Below are 21002 nucleotides of genomic sequence, written 5' to 3'. Positions count from 1 at the left end.
GAATATGTAAATGATATCATATACAATAAAAACTAAATACTCATAAAAAATCACAAACAATCATATATGAGCATAAGACGATGCTTTAAATGAGAAAATAATTGTGTTAATATAAATGATACAATAATTGGCATGATATTTGCTTAAGTAATAGTTAGTATAATTCATTTAAATAATAGGGGGGATTTAGATGGTTAAATTTATATGTTTAGACATAGATGGTACACTGCTTAATTCAAAACATGAGATTAGCGAAAAGAATAAGTCTGTTATTAAAGAGGCTACAAAAGTTAGAAATATACCAGTAATTCTCGTGTCAGCAAGAATGCCTAAAGGAATTAATTTTCTCCAGGAGGAACTAGGCATACATGAACCTATAATTTGTTATAGCGGTTCTTTGATTCTAGATGAAGATAAAAACATTCTTTTTAGTGAATATATAAAGGATAACTATATAAAAGATATAGTGTGTGAAGCAAAAAAGCTTGATATCCATATAAGCCTATATAAAGATGATAATTGGTATGTAGAACAACTAGATTATTGGGCATTGCAAGAAAAAGAAATAACCAATATAGAGCCTAATGTGGTTGCGTATACAAATCTATTAACTCAGTGGAAATTAGATTCAATGGGATGTAATAAGCTATTGTGTATGGGAGCTCCAGAAAATATACAAAAACTTAGAGATATATTATTAAGAAGGTTTGATAAACAGTTAAATATTTATCTTTCTAAACCAACTTATTTAGAAATAATGCCAAAGAATGCATCAAAAACTTTAGCTATAAGGTTTCTTTTAGATAGGTACAATATAGATAAGTCAGAACTTATGACAGTGGGAGATAACTATAATGATATAGATATGATTGAATATGCTGAAGTGGGAATAGCTATGGGTAACGCACCTATTGAAGTTAAAAAAATTGCAAAGGATATAACCTTGACCAATGACCAAGATGGTGTGGCCTGGGCAATAGAAAAATATGTGCTTTAAGGTTGTGTAGAAGATGCTACAAAGGATAATTTAGTTGAACATAATATTCTGTTACCTATTAGCCTTAGTTAATTTGCAGATGATTATGGGGGGATAGAATGAAGAAGATAGATAAAATATATTGTTATCTAGAAGAGAATACTAGGAAGCTTTCGAAGGAAGATATATTAAATGATATAGGTTTTACGTCAGTTGATATAGCTGAAGAACTTGGAATGTTAAGGAATAATGTAAGTAGAGAGTTAAATGAACTTTTGAGACTGGGTAAGATAATAAAGATAAAGGAAAGACCGGTAAGATTTCTTCCTAAGTCTGTTTTAAAAGAAATATTAAATATTGAAATAGAAGATGCTATAGTTGAAGTTAAGAGTATAAAAGAATTAGTTAGCTCTAATAAGGATAAAGACCCCTTTAAATTGATTATTGGAGCTGAAAAAAGCTTGAAAAATCAAATTGAGCAAGCAAAAGCTGCAATACTATATCCTCCATCAGGGCTAAATACCTTAATAGTTGGACAAACCGGGGTGGGTAAAACTTTATTTGCTAAAATAATGTATAACTATGGAAGGTATGCAGGAAAGTTTAGTGAAAAATCGCCTTTTGTAGTGTTTAACTGTGCGGATTATTATAATAACTCCCAATTGCTTTTAGATCATATATTTGGACATATAAAAGGTGCTTTTACTGGAGCAGATACTGAAAAGCAGGGATTAGTTGAAAAAGCAAATGGAGGTATTTTATTCTTAGATGAAATTCATAGATTACCTCCCGAAGGTCAAGAGATGATTTTCTACTTTATGGACACTGGAGAATACGGTAAGTTAGGAGAAACCGAAAGGAATAGAAAATCTAGCGTACTTATAATTAGTGCAACCACTGAGGAATCTGATTCTTATATGTTAAAAACCTTTATGAGAAGAATTCCTATAACCATAACCATTCCATCTCTACAGGAAAGAGATAACGAAGAAAAAGTACAGATGATAAGATATTTATTGCTAAATGAAGCTAGTAGAGTAAATAAGCCAATAAAAGCATCTGCGGAAGTAGTTAAGGCTTTGATAGGAAGTGCTACCTATGGAAACATAGGACAATTAAAATCAAATATTCAGCTGACCTGTGCAAAAGGCTTTTTAGATAGTATAAATAATGAAAGTGACTATATAGAGCTAGATTTTAAAACTCTAGCACCTAATATAAAAGATGGATTCTTTGAAATAGGAAGAGATAGACGGGAATTTCAACAATTAGATGCTATCTTGAACTCACCAATTTTTATAAGTCCAGACGGATACAAAAATGTTGTGGATTCTTCCGATTCCTATGAGCCTCCTTTTAATTTGTATAAGCTTATTGAAGATAAACTGTCCTTGCTGAAGGAAGAAGGCATGGATGATGATTATATAAATAAGTTTATAACTACAGATGTGAACATACACATTAAAAGCTTTTATAATAAATTTACTAAAAATAATGAAAATAAGGATAGGATATTAAAAATAGTAGATAGGGAAATTCTTGAATTTGCCGAAGAAGTTAAGCTCATAGCTGAAAAAGAATTAGGGAGAAAATATAGTGATAGGTTCACCTATGCCTTAAGTCTTCATATGAGCGCATTTTTCAAAAGAATAAAAGAAAAAAAGGGATATAACAGAAAGAAATATAGCACAGTAAATAGCAACGACAAAGAATATGATGTAGCTTTAAAAATAAAAAATATATTAAGCGAAAAGTTTAGTGTTTATGTACCAGAGGTAGAAGTTACCTATATAGCTATTCTGTTAAAATCAACGGAGGAAGAGTACAGAGGTGATGTTGGTATCATAGTAGCAGCTCATGGAAACTCTACTGCGAGTAGTATGGTAAGCGTAGTTAAAGGACTTCTAGGAAATTCAAACATAAGTGCCGTTGATATGCCTCTAGATGTTAGTCCTAAAACTATTTTAGAGTTAGTTATAGAAAGAGTCCGTGAGATGGATAATGGTCGGGGAGTGCTATTACTTGTAGATATGGGATCACTAGTAAAGTTTGAGACAACTATCATTGAGAGAACTGGGATTCCAGTGAAAAGCATAGATATGGTTTCCACTCCATTAATATTAGAAGCTGTTAGAAGAGCAAGCATATTAGATATGAGTCTTATAGATATTTATAATTCCTTAAAAGACTTTAGAGGATATAATAATGACTTAGTTGAGAAGACTTATCTGGAGGACAAAGTCATAGTTACTGTATGCAGTTCTGGCAAAGGTACAGCTGAAAAGTTAAAAGAAATGGTTGAGAAAGTGGTTTTAAATCTAACAGGTGAAAAGATAAAGATTGTACCTGTTGGTATTAGAGAACTAGATAAAAAGATTAATGAACTTCAAAAGCAACATACAGTTTTAGCTGTAATCGGTGTAAAGAGACCAAAGGAAGATTTGCCTTTCATATCTTTAGAAAAGCTTATTGATGGTAATGGAGAAAATATACTTAGAGAGCTACTAAGAAATAATAATCTTTCAATAACCAATAATAAAGATGTAGTTATAAAGGACATATGTGAAAATAGTCTAGAGGAGTTCTTAACTTATCTGAATCCAAAGAAGATAATAGGAACTTTGATGGAGTTTGTAGGTAACCTAGAGAAAGAGCTAGGTGTAGTTATGAACAATACTACTAAGATAAGCATAATAAGCCATGTAGCTTATGCTTTAGAAAGAATGATAACCAATGAAGGTTTAAAGTATACTGATGATAAGAAAGCTATAGATATAAATATAGTTAAGGCAGTAGACAGCAGTTGTGAGATATTTAAGAGGTATCTAAGATTACAGCTTACTGAAGATGAGAAGTATTTTATATGTCAGATGCTGGTGTAATAATAGTTGATTAAGGTTCTCCTAATTTAAAAGGAGAACCTTTTTTTATCTGTTGTTAATTGTAAAAATGTGTTCTAACTTAATCTAGCACAATGACAAGGCTTTAGAATAGATAGTTAGTTTAAACATGGAAAAATAAAATTATGTCGCCTTCCAGATTTGAAACAAATACGTTGGGAAAGGTGAATTCGTAAAAAAATAACTAAAAAAACTCATCAACGTATTTTTTACTGGCTAGATAATGAAAAATCCTTCATGTATCAAAAATTATTGCTTAAATTATCAGTTGTATCAAATAGTACCAACTTTGTATCAAAATAAGATGATAATAATGAAAAGGAGCCGAATTATTACTTTTTTACCGTAGCAAATAATCATAAACATAATAAATTTATGAATAAAACGAGCAGAAATCTTCATACAAAGTTTTGGCATGATAATTGCTTTAATATAAATGTGAATATAAGCAGGAGGTGAATGTAATGGTAGCAGTAATAGTTGGAACACATGGAGAGTTTTCTAGAGAGATAGTAAAGTCTTCTGAAATGATATTTGGAAAGCAGGAAAATATAAAATATATAACTTTCAATCCTGGTGAAGGCTCAGAGGATCTTGTAGCAAAGTATGAAGCAGCCATTAAAGAATTGGATTGTGAAGATGGACTTATGGTTATGGTAGATCTCTTTGGAGGAAGTCCATATAACGCTGCAAGCAGAGTCGTAGTTAATATGGATAAGGCTGATATAGTTACAGGGGTCAATCTGCCAATGCTGTTAGAGGTATTTGCTCTTAGAGATTCTATGAATGTAAACGAATTAATAAAAATAGCTGAAGAAGCTGGAAGTACTGGAATAAAGTCATTTAGATCAAACTTTAATGATATTGAGGAGGAATTATAAAATGGAAATAAGTTTTGTAAGAATAGATGATAGGTTAATACATGGACAAGTAGCTACAGTTTGGGTAAAGGAGTCAAAATGTAATAAGATAATTGCTTGCAGTGACGAAGTTGCAAAGGATCAATTAAGAAAGACTTTATTATTGCAAGTAGCTCCAGCAGATGTAAAAGCATATGTTTTGCCTATTGATAAGGCAATAGAAGCATATAAAAATCCAAAGTATAACGACTTTAAAACAATGTTCTTATTTACTAATCCAAGTGATGCTTTAAGAATGATTGAAGGAGGTGTGGATATCAAGTCTATAAATGTAGGGGGAATGTGCTACAAAGAAGGGAAAACTCAAATTACTGGTGCAGTATCTGTAAACGATAAAGACATTGAAGCTTTTAAAAAGATTCATGAAAAAGGAATTGAGCTTGAAGTAAGGCAAATAGCAAGTAATCCAAAGGTTGATTTAATGGAAAAGTTAAAAGCAAGTGGCTTGATAGATTAATAATTTAGGGGGGAAATAATATGAATACTATTCAAATTATACTAGTTGTGCTCATTGCCGCTATCTGCGGTATGGGTAGCGTACTGGATGAAGCACAGACACACAGACCTTTAGTTGCATGTACATTAATTGGATTAGTTTTAGGTGATTTAAAAACAGGAATTATATTAGGTGGTACTCTTGAAATGATGGCTTTAGGATGGATGAATGTTGGGGCAGCAATGGCTCCAGACTCAGCATTAGCAAGTATAATAGCATCTATCCTTGTAATCGTAGGAAAACAATCAATAGGAGCTGGTATAGCTATAGCAATTCCTATAGCAGCAGCTGGACAAGTTCTTACTATATTTGTTAGAACTATTACAGTTTTCTTTCAGCATGCAGCAGATAGATATGCAGACGATGCTAACTTTAAGGCAATAGAAATGTGCCATTTTGTAGCTTTATTACTACAAGGTGTTCGTGTAGCTATTCCAGCAGCTCTAGTTGCAGCAGTAGCAGGCACTAGCATAGTAAATAGTATGCTAGCTGCTATACCAGAGGTTGTAACAAGAGGTTTACAAATATCTGGTGGATTTATAGTTGTAGTAGGATATGCAATGGTAATAAACATGATGGAAGCTAAATACTTAATGCCTTTCTTCTTCTTAGGATTTGTTATAGCAGCCTTCTTAGGCATCAATTTAGTTGGTTTCGGTATTATTGGAACTGTTCTTGCAATAATCTATATACAACTTGATCCTAAGTTTAATCAAAAAGTTCAAGTAGTCGATGAGCTCGACGAGCTATAGGGGGAATAATTAATGGAAAAGAAGCTAAGTAAAAAAGATCTTACAAGTATGTTTATTCGTTCATGTTTCTTACTTGGATCCTTTAACTTTGAAAGAATGCAATCAGTGGGATTTTGCGTAACTATGATTCCTGCTATTAAGAAATTATATGATAAAAAGGAAGATCAAAGAGCAGCCTTAAAGAGACATCTAGAATTCTTTAACACTCAACCCTTCATAGCTGCACCTATAATGGGAGTAACTGCTGCAATGGAAGAGCAAAAAGCTGATGGGGCTCCAATTGATGATGCATCAATAAGCGGTGTTAAGGTTGGTCTTATGGGACCATTAGCTGGAGTTGGTGATCCTGTATTCTGGGGAACACTAAGACCAGTAACAGCAGCTTTAGGAGCATCAATTGCTTTGAGTGGAAGCATACTTGGACCATTAATGTTCTTTGTAATCTTCAACGTTATAAGACTTGCAACAAAGTGGTACGGATTGAAATATGGATACAGCAAAGGTACAGAAATAGTTGCTGATATGGCTGGAAATAGATTGAAGAAGCTAACTGTTGGAGCCTCAATTCTTGGTTTGTTTGTAATGGGAGCATTGGTATCTAAATGGACTACTATTAATGTACCATTGGTATTATCTCAATATAAGGGACAAGATGGAAAGATGGTAGTAACAACTGTACAAAGTATATTAGATCAGTTATTACCAGGATTATTGCCACTATTATTGACATTTGCCTGCATGAAGCTTTTAAAGAAAAAGGTAAATCCAATGCTAATAATTTTCGGATTATTTGCAGTAGGTATCATAGGATATGCTTTAGGAGTATTAAAATAGGGTTTAATTAATGACTCTGTTAAAGTGCCGTGTTGAAATTAAGTGGTCAGTCATCCGATGCTTTAATGAGCTTGCGCTAATAGCTCGCTCATAGAGCATCTCCTTCAAGACAGCTTAATTTCAATAATATTCTTAAACATACCATAATTAATAAGTGAAATATCCAAAACTTCAAGTTTTCTAAGTTGATTTAGAGAGCTTGGAGTTTTTTACTGTCTAGATTAGTATAAAGTTTTTTTAGATAAACCTAATAATATCAAGGAATTAGAATGGTTATTAAGAGGAAACAGTAAAAAAAATTAAGTCGCCTAATAAATTTTCCTCATGTACGCGGGGAAAGGCAGATGCTCAAAGAATCAATTAAATAAGGGGACGTTAGTGGATTAAACAGTGTAAAAGAATATAGAAGATATATTTTTTAACTCAATACATTGGTATATAATTACAGTGTGTGGAGGTAGAATATACTAAGAATTAACATGAACAAAGTATTCTATCTCCATGTATAGTAAATAAAATGGGGGAGAGTAAAATGGAACTAAAAGAAATTATGGAAATGGCAGAAGTAAAAAAAGCCATAGATTATGTATTTGCAGGTCTTATGGAAGATGAGAAAAAAACAAAATTAAAGAGGTATAAGCACCTAAATCAATGTGCAAAGAAGGGGCAAGTTTTATTTGTAGGTTCTTCTTTGATGGAGCAGTTTCCAGTCAATGAATTGCAGCAGACCTTTGATAAAAACTATGTTATTTATAATAGAGGAATCAGCGGCTATGTAACATCTGAGCTATTAAGTTCTATGGAAGAATGTATTTTTGAGTTAGAGCCTTCAAAGATATTTATTAACATAGGTACCAATGATATAAGCCTAGAAGATTATAAAAAAGAAAAACTAATTGCTAATTATGATAAAATACTGACTTTGATTGGAAAGAGACTACCTAGTTGCAAGGTTTACGTAATGGCCTACTATCCCGTAAATCCTAAAGTTGATTTTCCAGGAATAGATAAAGAACAAAAAGAAATGATGTTTAAATATAGAACCAATACTGCTATTTTAGAAGCAAATGAAGCAGTAGAGGAATTGGCGAAAAAACATGACTATGAATTTATTAATGTAAACGAAGGCTTAACAGATGAGGAAGGAAATCTTAAAGAGAAGTTTTCTATAGAGGGACTTCATATGTGGCCTAATGCATACGAGGTTATTCTTAAAAATATTAGACAGTATCTGTAAAATATAAGGTTCTGTTGAAAATCTATTTAAATTTTCTTGAACAGAACCTTAAGTTTTATTTTATATAGTTATATATGGCCCATGACCACAAGCTATGCACTTAATATCTAAAGCTGAAAGTGTATTCTTAATTTCCTCTAGAGCTTCTGGTGATGGTATTTGCTGTAAGCTTATATTATTTATCTCCGTTTCAATGGTAGAATGCAAAGCTTTTTCTTTCATTGCATCCCAATGAATAAATAAATCACTGCTAAATAGAATATTTCTTGAGGTATCTATAGCTAAGATACCTTCCCATAAATGCATTTCTGAAGGGTATTTAATAAACCTTAAAGTTAGATCTTCCACTTCAAGAACTTCTTCTGGTTTCTTAACTAAAGTCTTTGTGTTAAAGCCAAATCCCTTAAATTGCATGTTTGTTGTACTGGAACAAATAACTTCAGCTTCAGGAAAGGCTTCTGTTATCAAGTTTATTCCTCCACATTCATCGCTTTCAAAGTGGGAAACAAATATGTAATCTAGTGATTTGTTACCTAGTAGCTTCTTTAATTCTGGTATCAGATTTTTTACCATAATAACATTGCCTGTATGGGCAAGCAAAGTTTTCTTACCTAAAACTAAATATTGGTTGAAGTTTATAGCTACATTAGGGATAGAATGATTGAACTTATATACGTTTTCTAAAATTTTTGTAATTTCCATTTTTAGACCTCCTCAGGTTGTCCACTGCTTTGAATATAAAAATCAACTTATAACAGTTTAATAAAATAATACTATACTAAAATTATATGAAAAACAAATTATAATTAATGAATCTTAGTGTATGTGCTAAAATATAAGAAGGTTTTAAAACTAACATTTGTGATGAGTTATTACAATTAACCAATATATATTAGAAAAGGATTTGATTAAATGAAAAATAATATAAAAATAGAAGAACTAGCTAAGAAGACAGGATTAGTAATAAGAATAGTTACCTCGGTTAAGAGTTTCGATACATATAATAGTTTTTTCAATATATATGATTCTTTTGATGAGCCATGTAGAAGAATAGTTGTACTGACTAAGTATAAAGACCTAGAGGAAGTTTATGATGAAAATCCAGATGAGCCAATAGTTATAGGTAAATGTATGGGAGGAAACTACTGGCTGAAGGAGTATCCGCTTACAACTAACCCTAATAATATTTTGCTGGAAGAGATATCAGTTCCTCAGGAAGTTTCCGATAATATATTAAAGGAATTAGAAAACTAGAAGTATATTTTAACCTTGATTGCTTCAAGATGCTAAATAAAGCATCTTTTTTAATTAATAAAAGGTAGCATATATATAGTAGGTTTTATAAAGTATAGATAAAATAAAAAATTACTTGAAAAAGTAAGTTACTTATTGTATTATACTTACATAAAGTAAGTTGAGCGAAAAAGTTTAATAGAAGCAATTATTTCATTATCAGTATATGTTAAAGGGTAAAGTTGAAGTTCATTAGTTAAACAGTAGCTTGATAACTAATTGGCATTTATATGGTGGTTTGGCATTGACTAATTTTAAACTTTGTGTGAGTGTATAGCAAATTTTTCATTATTAAAAAGAGAATAGAAGATGAGGTGTAATAAATGACAGATTTAAAAACATTAATTGAAGAAAGACATTCGGCAAACAATTTTATTGAAGGAATAAAAATACCAAAAGAAGATTTTGAGGAAATATTTGATTTGTTAAAGCTAGCTCCATCTTGCTTTAATATCCAGCATGCAAACTATTTGGTTATAACTGATGAAAATAAGAAAGAAGCTTTAAGAGAGGCCGCTTTTAATCAATATAAAATACATACAGCTTCTGCTGCAATACTAGTTCTTGGTGATAAGGAAGCATACAAAAAGGTAGATTCAATATACTCAGGAATGTTAAATCTAAAAATGCTATCAAAGATTGATTACGATAAGATGATGAGTGACGTAACAAACTTATATGAAGGCAGAGGGGAAGAATTTCAAAGAGATGAAGCAATAAGAAATGCTTCTTTATCTGCAATGATGTTCATGCTTATAGCTAAGGATAAGGGATGGGATACTTGTCCCATGATAGGTTTTGACAGTGAAAGAGTGTCCGAGCTGTTCGATATACCTGACAACCTTGAACCAGTTCTTCTGATAACTATGGGGAAAGAAGATACAAATAAAAGAAGACTAAGAGGATACAGAAAACCTATAGGAGAGTTTGTTACTTTTGAAGGTTTTGAAAAATAGCTTGATGTAGATTTTGTATGAAAAAGACTCACTAAAGAAAGATGCTTTAGTGAGTCTTTTTGTTATCCTACAGTTTTACATTCTCTAAGTTATTTCTTCTATTGTCCAGTGGGTTTAAGTTGATATGATGAACCTTCTCATCTTCAGTAGGATTCATGATTAACTTATCTAAGTGAACTCTTCCGCCTGGAGTGTTTGCTATAACTGAAAGATCATCATTAGTCTTATGTAAAACCCAGCTATAAGTGTCAGTTACTACGTTACTCAAGTCCTCTTTAGAAATAAGTGCTTTTGAAATCACTTTACCATATTTATCTTTTAAAAGTATAGCAATTGTGCTTTCATCAACTACTTCATAATCATTTTTTAGATTTCTTTCAACTATTTCAAGATTTGCTTTTCTATTATCTAAAGTATCTCCGTTTTTATGGCTTATAGGAGCTTTAGGGTTAACATCTAAGACAATGCTTTGTAAGCTTTGTTTTAATGGTTTCCCTTGTTTATTTCTTTTTGTAGCACTTATATTCTCAACTACATAGTTGTTAAGATCTTTATTCCATTCAGCAAACCAAACGCCACATTGCTTAACTTTATCTATATCTGAAGTATCTATAATAGCTGAAACTTTTTCCCCATTCTTTTTTAACAGGGAAATCGTAGCCATATCTCCATTTACGTCATATTCATTTTGAAAATTTTTGTAATTAGTATTTATAAGAAACACCTCTTTCATATTTTTAGTACGACAATCAGTATAGCACTTTTTTACCCTAAAAGAAAATGTAAAGTTTTTTGATACACAAACCTAGTGAGTTCAAGGGTTATGATTAAATTTTATAATATCTATATTAATTGATAGTTTTACTAGCCATGTAGTTATAATATTGACAATAATTGCTTATTTAAATACTTAATAAGGAAAAAAAGATGTTTAAGTGAAATTTATACTTGCTCAAGTTCAATGCCGCTTCTTTTAAAGATCTCTAATGAATATTCGTCCATGCGATAAGCATTTCTGTAGTATATTTTTTTGATGCCAGAAGCTGCTAATGCAAACGAACAGTTTAGGCATGGAAAGTGAGTAACATAAGCTACACAATCTTTCAAGGCAATACCTTCTTTAGCACAGTAAGTTATGGCATTTACTTCAGCATGTACTGTAGCTATACAGTGTCCATCTCTCATAGTGTGACCAACATCATTACAATGAGGGTGACCAGATAAAGAGGCGTTGTATCCTGTAGAGCAAATACGCTTATCTTTATTTACTATAACGCACCCTACATTAGCTCTATCACAGGTAGAACGGGTGGCTACTTTTTCTGCGATATCCATAAAATAATTATCCCAAGATTGTCTCTCTTCCAAAAGACTACACCTCCATTGTTTTTATTAATTCATTTGTAATGTAATTTATAATATACAGATTTAGATAAAAAACTTCAACCTAGATAGTAAATTGAAGTTTTATTGTCGTATTATAAAGTGAATCTATTAGTTGATTTCTCCAGACTGTTTGACAGGTCAACTTGATGTTCGATAGAGCTATTAGCTTCCTCCATTATGGTGTTAATCTTAGATAGACTTTGATTAATTTCCTTAGTAGATTGAGAAGTCTTGTCTGACATATCAACAACTACATCGATAACCTTGCTTATCTTATCAATAGAAGAATTCATCATTTTTGCAGATGAGGTTAATTCTGATGATATGTGATTTATAAGCTTAGCATCATTTTCATATTGATCACCAGTTTGAAGCAGTAACACATAATCATCTTTAACATTAGTGTTTAGATAGTGTAATACATCTTGGGAGCTAATAGATAAATTGCTAAATACTTCTCTTACCTGAGTAACTAACTCTTCAATGTTAGAAATAGCATCAGTAGACTGCTCAGCTAGCTTTTTTATTTCCTCAGCAACAACTCCGAAGCCTCTACCTTGTTCGCCAGCTCTTGAAGCTTCAATTGAGGCATTTAATGCAAGTAAGTTAGTTTGATCAGATATTTCTTTTATGGTATCAGACATCACTTTTATTTCCTCAACAATTTTACCTGCTTCTATGGCTTTTAAAATCTTTTCTTGTTTTTCTTTATAAGTTATACCTGCCTGTTCTAGAGAATAAGAAACTTTTTTCTTCATCTCTGAAGCCCTATTGTCCATTTCTTTAGAGGCATTGAAGGCTTCTTTTACCTTATCTAAAAGGAAATTAGTAGTCCTTAGTATTTCCTGAAGAGATAAATTTGCTTTTTCAGTAGCATTCATCAATCCTAAAGCTTCATCAGAAAGCACTGCAGAGGTTGAATTAATACTGTCTATGCTATTAGCAGAACTTTCAGTAGAAGCTAGCAATTCATAACTTGAGGTATTTATAGTATTTGAAATCTTAGTTATATCAGATATCAAGGATTTTATATTGGAGTTGGCTTTGTTCAATGAGTTGCCAAGTCTAGTTATTTCATCCTTGCCAGTAAACTTTAATTCATCAGATAAATCACCATTGCCTAGTTTTTCTGTAAAAGCTAGTACCTTTTTTAATCTTTTTAGAACCAATCTGTCGTAGATAAACACTATGATAAAGACAGTAACAATAATGCTCAAGATAGAAGCCACTAATACACCTATGGTTCCATCGAAGACTCTTGTATCTACACCAATACCTTCTAGAGCATGTCTACTGCTGGATATACCAATATTAATTGCTTGTCCTATTTGAGAGCTTAGAATTTGTACTATTACCACAGCAAGAATTAGTTTGAATTTGATAGAGTATATTGTGGAATTTAAAATCTTTTCTTTAGTACTCATAAATATCCTCCGTAAATTACGTTTTTTATGTAAATTATATCGTATTCCTTAGTCAAAGTATAGTGTTCTAAGAGCTGTATTTGTAAGCAGTTAAGTAGTATTGCTGCTAATAGACTAATTAAATGTAAACAGTGAGAATAACAAGCTTATATGTGGCAAACTGGAAGATTGAAATTCTTTATACTTTTCTGAACATATAAACTAATTAGTTATTGATTTATGTATTATTTTGCAGTAAATGTTATTGAAAACAATATTTATATAGCATATAATAATACTAAACAATAACAAATAATAATAAATAAGAATAAAAACAATACTTTAGGGGAGGATAAAATGCTTAGTGAGAGAATTCAATTTTTAAAGGATGAGCTTTTTAGAGAAAATAGACAAGTTTCCCTTGAAAGAGCAAAACTTTATACTGAGAGTTATAAAGAAACAGAAGGCGAGCCTGTAATAATAAGAAGAGCGAAAGCGCTAGCACATATTTTAGATAATGTAGAGATAGAGATAAAAAAAGGCGAACTAATTGTTGGAGATAGGACTGTTAAGCCTAGGGCAGGAGTAATATCACCTGAAATGTCACCTTACTGGATATTGGACGAATTAGAAGAGTTTTCGACTAGAGCTCAAGACAAATTTGAAATAAGTGAAGAAGACAAGGAGTACTTCAAAACAGAATTATTTCCTTATTGGAAAGGCAAGTCCTTGAAGGATTACTGTGAAGAACATATTCCTCAAAATATAAAAGAGGTAACAGAAACAAAAATAGTAGCTTTAAATCAGACTGATAAGGGTCAAGGTCATATTATACCAAATTATGAGGTTGTATTAGAAAAAGGGTTAGGGTATATGATAAGGCAGATTGAAGATAAGGTGAAGAGTTACCAAGAGAATGATTTTTATAAGGCATCATTTATTGTATTAACTTCGGCTAGAGACTATATACTTCGTCATGAAGCCTTGGCTAAAAAGATGGCAGGAGAAGAAATTAATCTAGAAAGAAAAATTGAGCTTGAAGACATAGCAAGAATAGCAAGAAAAATATCTTTAGAAAAACCTGATAGTTTTTATGAAGCAGTGCAATTATTTTGGTATATAAGTGTTGTATTTCAGCACGAATCCAATGCCAGCTCTATTTCTCCAGGAAGATTTGATCAATATATGTATCAGTTCTATAAAAAGTCCATTGAAGCTGGAGAAGATAAAGAATTCTTAAAAGAGGTACTAAGAGCACTTTATATAAAGTTTAACACCATAGTTGCTTTAAGAAGTACAGAAAGTGCCAGATATTTTGCTGGTTTTCCTATAGGCTATACCATAGTTCTTGGTGGACTAGATGAAAGTGGTAATGATGCAACAAATGAGCTATCCTATCTTATGTTAGAGATAATGGGGGACATAAGGCTACCACAACCCAATTTAAGTATTCGTGTAGGGGAAAAGTCTCCAAGAGATTTTCTTATGAAGGCTGCTGAAGCAATAAGAATAGGTACAGGAATGCCTCAGGTATTTAATGATGAGACCAATATATTAGCTTATGTCAACAGAGCTGTAAGCTTAAAAGATGCAAGGGACTATGCAGTGGTAGGTTGCGTTGAGCTTTCTATTCCTAAGAAGACTTATGGACTTCATGATATAGCTTTATTTAATCTATTGAAGACTATGGAGATAACTTTACAGGAGAATAGAAGAGGCTTTGATAGCTTTGAAGATTTAATTTTTGCAGTTAAACATAATATATCAATCTATGTGAAGGATATGATTGATGGTTCAAATATAGTAGATAGAGCTCATAGAGAATGTGCACCAACTCCATTTTTATCAAATTTCATTTGTGGCTGCTTAGAAAGTGGCAAAGACATAACTGAGGGCGGAGCAGTATACAACTTTTCAGGTGTTCAAGGAATTGGAGGACCAAACCTAAGTGATTCCTTATATTCAATAAAGAAGCTGGTTTTTGATGAAAATGAAATGACTTTAGAAGAACTTATAGATATATTAGATAATAACTGGGAAGGAAATGAACCTCTAAGACAAAGGATTATAAACAAATATTATAAGTATGGCAATGATATAGACGAGGTAGACTATTTAGGCTCGGAAATACTTTCCTACTACTGCCAAGAAGTTGAAAAATATAAGAATATAAGAGGTGGTATGTTCCAACCAGGTTCATATACAGTTTCGGCTCATATTCCTTTAGGGGAGGCAGTGGGAGCAACACCAGATGGAAGAAAAGCAAAAGAGCAGCTAGCAGATGGCGGTTTGTCTCCTATGGTAGGAAGAGATAGAAATGGACCAACCGCAAGTCTTAAGAGTGTAAGCAAGCTTGACAACTATCTAACCTCTAATGGAAGTTTACTAAATGTTAAGTTTTCACCTGGGGTTTTAGAAGGACAGGAAGGCTTAAAAAAACTAGTAGCATTTATACAAGCTTTTAGCAGATTAAAAATACAGCACGTCCAGTTTAATGTGGTTTCAGCTGAGACTCTAAGAGATGCACAAAATCACCCTGAAAAATATCAAAGTTTAGTGGTGAGGGTAGCAGGCTATAGCGCAATATTTGTTGAGCTTGATACTGGTATTCAAAATGACATCATAAATAGAACAGAGCATGTATTATAGGAGTGGTTACTTTGGAAAAAGCCATAATATTTAATATACAAAGGTACAGTCTTCACGATGGTGGAGGAATAAGAACGGTGATCTTTTTAAAAGGCTGTCCGCTTAGATGTCCTTGGTGCTGTAACCCTGAATCTCAAAGCTTTGATATAGATATAATGAAGAAGCCTAATCTGTGCATTAAATGCAGTAGTGACAGCTTTGATATGTGCAATATTAAGCCGGAAAGATGTCCAACAGGTGCCTTAGAATATATAGGTAAGGAATATACTGTAGAAGATGTTTTGAAGGAGATAAAAAAAGATATTATTTTTTATGACACCTCTGAGGGAGGAGTTACCTTATCTGGAGGAGAGGTGCTAGCGCAGCATGGATTTGCATTGGAATTACTTAAGAAATTGAAAGAACTTTCAATAAATGCTGCTATTGAAACCTCAGGTTTTGGAAATACTAAAGGATTATTGGAACTAGCTAAATTTTTAGATTTGATTCTATTTGATCTTAAAATAATGGATAGAGATAGAGCAAAAAAAGTATTAGGCGCTGATATAGATTTGATAAAGAGAAATATGAAAGCTTTGGTTGAAAATAATAATAAGGTGATACCTAGGATACCATTAATTCCTGGATATACAATGGAGGAAAAAAACATAGATAAGATAATAGCCTTTGTTGAGGAATTAGGATTAAAGGAAATTCATATACTTCCATTTCATCAATATGGCAGTAAAAAATATGAATATCTAAGAAAAGATTATGATTTGTTGGATATAAAGCCTCCAACAGATGAACAGGTAGAGGCTATAAAGCAGAAAATGGAGCAACAAGGACTAACTGTCTTTGTTGGAGGTAGGTAGCTAAATATAAGCACTGTTAAAATCAGTGTTGAAATTAAGTGGTTAGTCATCCAATGCTTAGATGAGCTTGCGCAAAGAATTAATCTGAAAAAATCATTTAATTCTAATAGCTCGCTCATATAGCATCTCCTTCATAACCACTTGATTTCAATAGTATTCTTGAACGTACTCTAAATATAGGCACTGGATAAAGTGTACAATAGCAATAAGAATGGAGAGGATAAAATGAAAAAGATTTTATTAACAGGTGGAAATGGATTTTTTGGAACAAGGTTAGCAGACTATTATAGTGAAAGATATAAGGTGATTATAACTGATAAAGAGGATTTAGATATAGTAAATGATGAAGAGGTTTTAAGAGCTTTTCAAGAAATTAAACCTGATTATGTGATTCATGCTGCAGCTATTGCAGTTACAGATTTCTGTGATAAGAATCCGGAAATCGCTTATAAGATAAATGTTCAAGGGGCTGTTAATGTAGCTAAAGCTTGTAAAGATGTAGGGGCTAAGATGGTGTTTATAAGCTCAGAACAAGTTTTTAATGGCAATTCTAACAGAGGACCATTTAGTGAAGAAAATATACCAGTGCCTAATACTATATATGGTGAAAATAAGCTTGAAGCTGAAAAGCTAATAAAGGATATTTTAGAAGAAGTATGGATATTAAGATTTACTTGGCAGTTTGGACTTCCACAAAGAGGATTCAATATGGCTTCCAATATTCTATGGGACACAATGACAGCTATAATGAAAGGCGAAAGAATAAAGGCTCCTACAAATGAATTTAGAGGAATGACCTATGTATATGAACTAATAGAACAATTTGATAAGATATTTGAGATACCTTACGACACTTATCATGTAGGAAGCCAAAATGATCTAAGCAGATATGAAGTTGTAAAATTCATAATAAAACAGCTTGGACTTGATTACAGAATGGATGAACTTTTACAAGCAGACATAGATAAATATAGCGATAGTCCTAGAGATATAAGACTTGATACCAGCAAGATTGCAGAGTATGGAATAAAGTTTGACACTACAGAAAAAGGTATAATTAGATGTTTAAATGAATTTAGAATTAGAGTATAAGCTAAAACAGGATTTTTGCCTCTTAAATTATTAATTTCAATGAATCTAAGGCTTTTATATTACTAAGGAGTTGTAATAAATGTTTTTTCTCAATCAAATGTGCAACTTTTGCAATTTTAATAGCAAGAATAGCATATTTTTAAATCTAACGTTCCTTTATAATTAATTTATTAACAGCATAAAAGCGTATATTAGGTATTCAACTTCAACTATTAATTTATGCATGCCCGATGATCCCCAGAAGCCGGGATTATCGAACATGTATAAATTAAGTTTTCGTAAAGGATACCTATAAGTTAATAAACAATTTAAGAGGTGACTATAAGTGATTATTGATAAATTAGATAATGGAAATAATTATTATGGATTGGGAGCAAGAATAAGAAAAGCACTGGATTATTTGAAAAATACAGATTTAGCTGAGTTACAGCCAGGAAGATATCAAATCGAAGATGATGAGATTTATGCAATGGTTTCAGAATATGATACTAAATCAGTAGAGGGTGTATTATGGGAAGCTCATAAGAAATATATAGATATTCAATATGTTATAAATGGTTCAGAAAAGATGGGGTATATTAATGTAGATAATATAAAAATTACTTCTCAGTATGATGAAGAAAAAGATATTATGTTCGGTACAGCATATGGAGATTTTGTCACAGTAGAAGCAGGAATGTTTATTATTTTCAATCCACAAGATGGACATATGCCATCTATAATACTTGAAAGGCCAGAAAGAGTAAAGAAAGTGGTTGTTAAGGTTCTTGTTGAATAGAATTGGTACCAACTACTAGATTTTTATTTTATATAGCTGGAAAGGCACAGACTCAAAAAATTACTGAAGAAGATTACTTCAGTAATTTTTTGCTTTATAGGAAAGTATAAAGTTTTTGAATATCTAGACTTAGCAATATTAATGCTCTGAAGTAGATATTTATGGTAAACAGTAAAAAATTAAAATTATGCAGCCTTCCAGAATTTCTTTACATAGGTTTATAAAAGGCAGATGCGAAAAGATGCTGGCTAAACCTAATAAATTTTAAGGAGCATAGCTGCTATATAGGGAAACAATAAAAAAAAGAAACCATAGTATTTTTGTTAAAAAATATACAAAATTGATGCTTTAGTTAATCTATATTATACTTTATATATTAGAGGAAATATTTACAACATGCTAACTTAAGATTAAAATTAGCCGATGATTTTAGGAGGAACTGTAATGTCATATATTGAAGAGGATTCAAGTCAAGAATTTCAGGATAAACTGAAATATCTAAAACTCCTATCTAATAATTACCCAACTATAGCAGATGCTTGTACTGAAATTATTAACCTACAAGCTATTTTAAACCTTCCAAAAGGAACGGAGCATTTTCTATCAGATATACATGGAGAGTATGAACCTTTCATTCATGTATTAAATAATGCATCTGGGGTTATAAAACGTAAGGTTGATGATATTTTTAAAAACATACTAAGTCAAAAGGAAAGAAAAAGCCTTGCAACCCTAATATATTATCCAGAACAAAAAATAGAGTTAGAGCTTAAAGGTCAGCAGAACATTGAAGATTGGTATAAGATAACTTTATATAGACTTATTGATATGTGCAGATACACATCTTCAAAATACACTCGTTCCAAGGTAAGAAAAGCACTGCCAGTGGATTTTGCATATATCATAGAAGAGCTTCTTCATGAGCAGCCGGATAGATTGGATAAAGAAAAATATTATGAGGAAATAGTAAAGACTATCATTAGAGTTGGAAGAGCCAAAGAGTTTATAGTTGCCCTTTCAAAGCTGATTCAAAGGCTTGTAATAGATAGACTTCATATAATCGGAGATATATTTGATAGAGGACCAGGTCCAGATATCATAATGGATACACTTATAAATTATCATTCAATAGATATTCAGTGGGGAAATCACGACATAGTTTGGATGGGGGCAGCGGCAGGCAGCGAGGCCTGCATTGCAACAGTACTTAGAACTAGTGCAAGATATGGCAATTTAAGCACTATAGAAGATGGATACGGAATAAATCTTCTTCCACTAGCTACCTTTGCTATAGAGTTTTATAGTGAAGACAAATGTGAAATCTTCAAACCGAAAGTTGAAACTGAGAGAGCTTGTAGTGAGAAGGATGCGGAACTTATAGCTAAGATGCACAAAGCCATAACAGTAATTCAGTTTAAGCTAGAAGGAGAGATAATTAAAAGACGACCTTATTTCAGAATGAATGAAAGATTAGTATTAGAAAAGATAGATTATGAGGAAGGTACCTTTAATATAGATGATAAAATATATAAGCTAAAGGATTGTAACTTTCCAACTATAAATCCAGATGATCCATATGAATTAACACCTGAAGAGTTAGAACTTATAGAAAGGCTTAAATCTTCATTTCTAAATAGTGAAAAGCTTCAGAACCATGTTGGCTTTCTTTTTGCAAAGGGAAGCATGTACTTAAAATACAATTCTAACTTGTTATTTCATGGCTGTATTCCACTTAATGAAGATGGAAGCTTTAGAAAGGTAAGCATAGGGGCTTCTGGCAGAGAGTATAGCGGAAAAGCTTACTTAGATAGATTAGAGATTTTAGTTAGGGAGGGGTATTTTTATAAGAATAATCCTGAGGCTAAGCTCTATGGTATGGACATAATTTGGTACTTATGGAATGGTGCAGATTCACCGCTTTTCGGTAAGGATAAGATGACCACCTTTGAAAGATACTTCATAGAAAATAAGGAAGCCCATATTGAGAAGAAAAACTATTACTTTGAGTTAGAGGATGATGAAAAGGCATGTAATATGATCTTTGAAGAGTTTGGATTGGATCCAAAGACATCACACATAATTAATGGTCATGTGCCTGTTAAGATAAAAAAAGGAGAAAGTCCAATAAAGGCCAATGGAAAACTGCTTGTCATAGATGGAGGCTTCTCCAGAGCATATCAACCGGAGACAGGAATAGCAGGTTATACTTTAATATATAATTCCTATGGGTTATTACTAGTATCTCATGAACCCTTTGAGTCAACTCAAAAGGCCATTGAAGAAGAAAAAGATATCTTATCAACTACTACAGTGTTAGAGCAGGAAGTTGATAGAAAGAGAGTTGGAGATACTGATATAGGAGAGGAGCTTAGGTTACAAATACAGGATTTAGAGTGGCTTCTTGATGCCTATAGGAAGGGTTTAATAAAGGAACAAAGGTAGTAAATAAATATAATCCTTAATGAAATATAATTTA

18 protein-coding genes are annotated in these 21002 nt (G+C 32.0%); 14 read left to right on the top strand and 4 right to left on the bottom strand.

Going from position 1 to position 21002, the window contains the following annotated elements:
• Nucleotides 1-190: 190 nt before the first annotated feature.
• From GXK57_RS13685 to GXK57_RS13655, 7 genes are all read left to right on the top strand, one after another.
• Nucleotides 191-997, top strand: coding sequence for a Cof-type HAD-IIB family hydrolase (locus GXK57_RS13685; protein ID WP_160677293.1), 807 nt, complete (start codon nucleotides 191-193; stop codon nucleotides 995-997).
• Between the two features lie 98 nt (nucleotides 998-1095).
• Complete coding sequence (locus tag GXK57_RS13680; RefSeq protein ID WP_160677290.1) at nucleotides 1096-3858, top strand: sigma-54-dependent transcriptional regulator; 2763 nt, start codon at nucleotides 1096-1098, stop codon at nucleotides 3856-3858.
• A 482-nt stretch (nucleotides 3859-4340) separates the two neighbouring features.
• Complete coding sequence (locus GXK57_RS13675; RefSeq protein ID WP_160677287.1) at nucleotides 4341-4757, top strand: mannose/fructose/sorbose PTS transporter subunit IIA; 417 nt, start codon at nucleotides 4341-4343, stop codon at nucleotides 4755-4757.
• Nucleotide 4758: 1 nt separating this feature from the next.
• The gene (locus GXK57_RS13670) at nucleotides 4759-5253 is read left to right on the top strand and encodes a mannose/fructose/sorbose PTS transporter subunit IIB (protein ID WP_128215123.1); all 495 of its coding nucleotides are present in this window, start codon (nucleotides 4759-4761) and stop codon (nucleotides 5251-5253) included.
• A gap of 20 nt (nucleotides 5254-5273) precedes the next feature.
• Nucleotides 5274-6044 (top strand): PTS mannose/fructose/sorbose transporter subunit IIC, encoded by a 771-nt coding sequence (locus GXK57_RS13665; RefSeq protein WP_160677284.1) that lies wholly within the window; start codon nucleotides 5274-5276, stop codon nucleotides 6042-6044.
• A gap of 12 nt (nucleotides 6045-6056) precedes the next feature.
• Nucleotides 6057-6878 (top strand): PTS mannose transporter subunit IID, encoded by an 822-nt coding sequence (gene manZ / locus GXK57_RS13660; protein ID WP_160677281.1) that lies wholly within the window; start codon nucleotides 6057-6059, stop codon nucleotides 6876-6878.
• 532 nt (nucleotides 6879-7410) lie between these two features.
• Nucleotides 7411-8115, top strand: a complete 705-nt coding sequence (locus tag GXK57_RS13655) for a GDSL-type esterase/lipase family protein (protein WP_243156432.1) — start codon at nucleotides 7411-7413, stop codon at nucleotides 8113-8115.
• Between the two features lie 60 nt (nucleotides 8116-8175).
• Here the strand turns inward: GXK57_RS13655 and GXK57_RS13650 are convergent, their stop codons facing one another.
• Nucleotides 8176-8817, bottom strand: a complete 642-nt coding sequence (locus GXK57_RS13650; RefSeq protein WP_160677278.1) for an MBL fold metallo-hydrolase — start codon at nucleotides 8815-8817, stop codon at nucleotides 8176-8178.
• A gap of 210 nt (nucleotides 8818-9027) precedes the next feature.
• Between GXK57_RS13650 and GXK57_RS13645 the strand changes: the two genes are divergently transcribed.
• Both GXK57_RS13645 and GXK57_RS13640 read left to right on the top strand, forming a co-directional pair.
• A complete protein-coding gene (locus GXK57_RS13645) occupies nucleotides 9028-9369 on the top strand; it encodes a hypothetical protein (protein ID WP_160677275.1) in 342 nt (113 codons plus the stop codon).
• Between the two features lie 362 nt (nucleotides 9370-9731).
• Nucleotides 9732-10364 carry a nitroreductase family protein gene (locus tag GXK57_RS13640; protein ID WP_160677272.1) on the top strand — a complete coding sequence of 211 codons (633 nt, stop codon included), beginning with the start codon at nucleotides 9732-9734 and terminating at the stop codon, nucleotides 10362-10364.
• A 67-nt stretch (nucleotides 10365-10431) separates the two neighbouring features.
• On the opposite strand, the gene GXK57_RS13635 is transcribed toward GXK57_RS13640, so the two are convergent.
• The 3 genes from GXK57_RS13635 to GXK57_RS13625 all read right to left on the bottom strand — a co-directional run bounded on the left by GXK57_RS13635 (nucleotide 10432) and on the right by GXK57_RS13625 (nucleotide 13174).
• Nucleotides 10432-11028 carry a hypothetical protein gene (locus GXK57_RS13635; RefSeq protein WP_202127727.1) on the bottom strand — a complete coding sequence of 199 codons (597 nt, stop codon included), beginning with the start codon at nucleotides 11026-11028 and terminating at the stop codon, nucleotides 10432-10434.
• Between the two features lie 278 nt (nucleotides 11029-11306).
• Nucleotides 11307-11732, bottom strand: a complete 426-nt coding sequence (locus GXK57_RS13630) for a cytidine/deoxycytidylate deaminase family protein (protein ID WP_160677266.1) — start codon at nucleotides 11730-11732, stop codon at nucleotides 11307-11309.
• A gap of 110 nt (nucleotides 11733-11842) precedes the next feature.
• The gene (locus GXK57_RS13625) at nucleotides 11843-13174 is read right to left on the bottom strand and encodes a methyl-accepting chemotaxis protein (RefSeq protein WP_160677263.1); all 1332 of its coding nucleotides are present in this window, start codon (nucleotides 13172-13174) and stop codon (nucleotides 11843-11845) included.
• Between the two features lie 336 nt (nucleotides 13175-13510).
• Here GXK57_RS13625 and GXK57_RS13620 point away from each other — a divergent pair, with 336 nt between their 5' ends.
• The 5 genes from GXK57_RS13620 to GXK57_RS13600 all read left to right on the top strand — a co-directional run bounded on the left by GXK57_RS13620 (nucleotide 13511) and on the right by GXK57_RS13600 (nucleotide 20968).
• Nucleotides 13511-15802, top strand: a complete 2292-nt coding sequence (locus GXK57_RS13620) for a formate C-acetyltransferase (protein WP_160677261.1) — start codon at nucleotides 13511-13513, stop codon at nucleotides 15800-15802.
• Nucleotides 15803-15813: 11 nt separating this feature from the next.
• Nucleotides 15814-16656 carry a [formate-C-acetyltransferase]-activating enzyme gene (locus GXK57_RS13615; RefSeq protein WP_160677258.1) on the top strand — a complete coding sequence of 281 codons (843 nt, stop codon included), beginning with the start codon at nucleotides 15814-15816 and terminating at the stop codon, nucleotides 16654-16656.
• 225 nt (nucleotides 16657-16881) lie between these two features.
• Nucleotides 16882-17748 (top strand): NAD(P)-dependent oxidoreductase, encoded by an 867-nt coding sequence (locus GXK57_RS13610; RefSeq protein WP_160677255.1) that lies wholly within the window; start codon nucleotides 16882-16884, stop codon nucleotides 17746-17748.
• Nucleotides 17749-18073: 325 nt separating this feature from the next.
• Nucleotides 18074-18526, top strand: coding sequence for a YhcH/YjgK/YiaL family protein (locus GXK57_RS13605; protein WP_160677252.1), 453 nt, complete (start codon nucleotides 18074-18076; stop codon nucleotides 18524-18526).
• 444 nt (nucleotides 18527-18970) lie between these two features.
• A complete protein-coding gene (locus GXK57_RS13600; RefSeq protein ID WP_160677249.1) occupies nucleotides 18971-20968 on the top strand; it encodes a fructose-1,6-bisphosphatase in 1998 nt (665 codons plus the stop codon).
• Nucleotides 20969-21002: the final 34 nt, after the last annotated feature.

It is taken from the genome of Clostridium sp. C8-1-8 (assembly GCF_009928445.1).
GTDB lineage: Bacteria > Bacillota > Clostridia > Clostridiales > Clostridiaceae > Clostridium_AR.
The sequence above is the reverse complement of the archived record's forward strand: the minus strand, read 5'-3'. Positions and strand labels throughout refer to the sequence as shown.

Excerpts from the sequence above, each read along its gene's own strand:
- GXK57_RS13620 (WP_160677261.1), top strand. The coding sequence starts at position 13,511 with ATGCTTAGTGAGAGAATTCAATTTTTAAAGGATGAGCTTTTTAGAGAA.
- GXK57_RS13610 (WP_160677255.1), top strand. The coding sequence starts at position 16,882 with ATGAAAAAGATTTTATTAACAGGTGGAAATGGATTTTTTGGAACAAGG.
- GXK57_RS13680 (WP_160677290.1), top strand. The coding sequence starts at position 1,096 with ATGAAGAAGATAGATAAAATATATTGTTATCTAGAAGAGAATACTAGG.
- GXK57_RS13635 (WP_202127727.1), bottom strand. The coding sequence starts at position 11,028 with ATGGCTACGATTTCCCTGTTAAAAAAGAATGGGGAAAAAGTTTCAGCT.
- GXK57_RS13670 (WP_128215123.1), top strand. The coding sequence starts at position 4,759 with ATGGAAATAAGTTTTGTAAGAATAGATGATAGGTTAATACATGGACAA.
- GXK57_RS13645 (WP_160677275.1), top strand. The coding sequence starts at position 9,028 with ATGAAAAATAATATAAAAATAGAAGAACTAGCTAAGAAGACAGGATTA.
- GXK57_RS13625 (WP_160677263.1), bottom strand. The coding sequence starts at position 13,174 with ATGAGTACTAAAGAAAAGATTTTAAATTCCACAATATACTCTATCAAA.
- GXK57_RS13650 (WP_160677278.1), bottom strand. The coding sequence starts at position 8,817 with ATGGAAATTACAAAAATTTTAGAAAACGTATATAAGTTCAATCATTCT.
- GXK57_RS13675 (WP_160677287.1), top strand. The coding sequence starts at position 4,341 with ATGGTAGCAGTAATAGTTGGAACACATGGAGAGTTTTCTAGAGAGATA.
- GXK57_RS13640 (WP_160677272.1), top strand. The coding sequence starts at position 9,732 with ATGACAGATTTAAAAACATTAATTGAAGAAAGACATTCGGCAAACAAT.
- manZ (WP_160677281.1), top strand. The coding sequence starts at position 6,057 with ATGGAAAAGAAGCTAAGTAAAAAAGATCTTACAAGTATGTTTATTCGT.
- GXK57_RS13600 (WP_160677249.1), top strand. The coding sequence starts at position 18,971 with ATGTCATATATTGAAGAGGATTCAAGTCAAGAATTTCAGGATAAACTG.
- GXK57_RS13655 (WP_243156432.1), top strand. The coding sequence starts at position 7,411 with ATGGAACTAAAAGAAATTATGGAAATGGCAGAAGTAAAAAAAGCCATA.
- GXK57_RS13665 (WP_160677284.1), top strand. The coding sequence starts at position 5,274 with ATGAATACTATTCAAATTATACTAGTTGTGCTCATTGCCGCTATCTGC.
- GXK57_RS13685 (WP_160677293.1), top strand. The coding sequence starts at position 191 with ATGGTTAAATTTATATGTTTAGACATAGATGGTACACTGCTTAATTCA.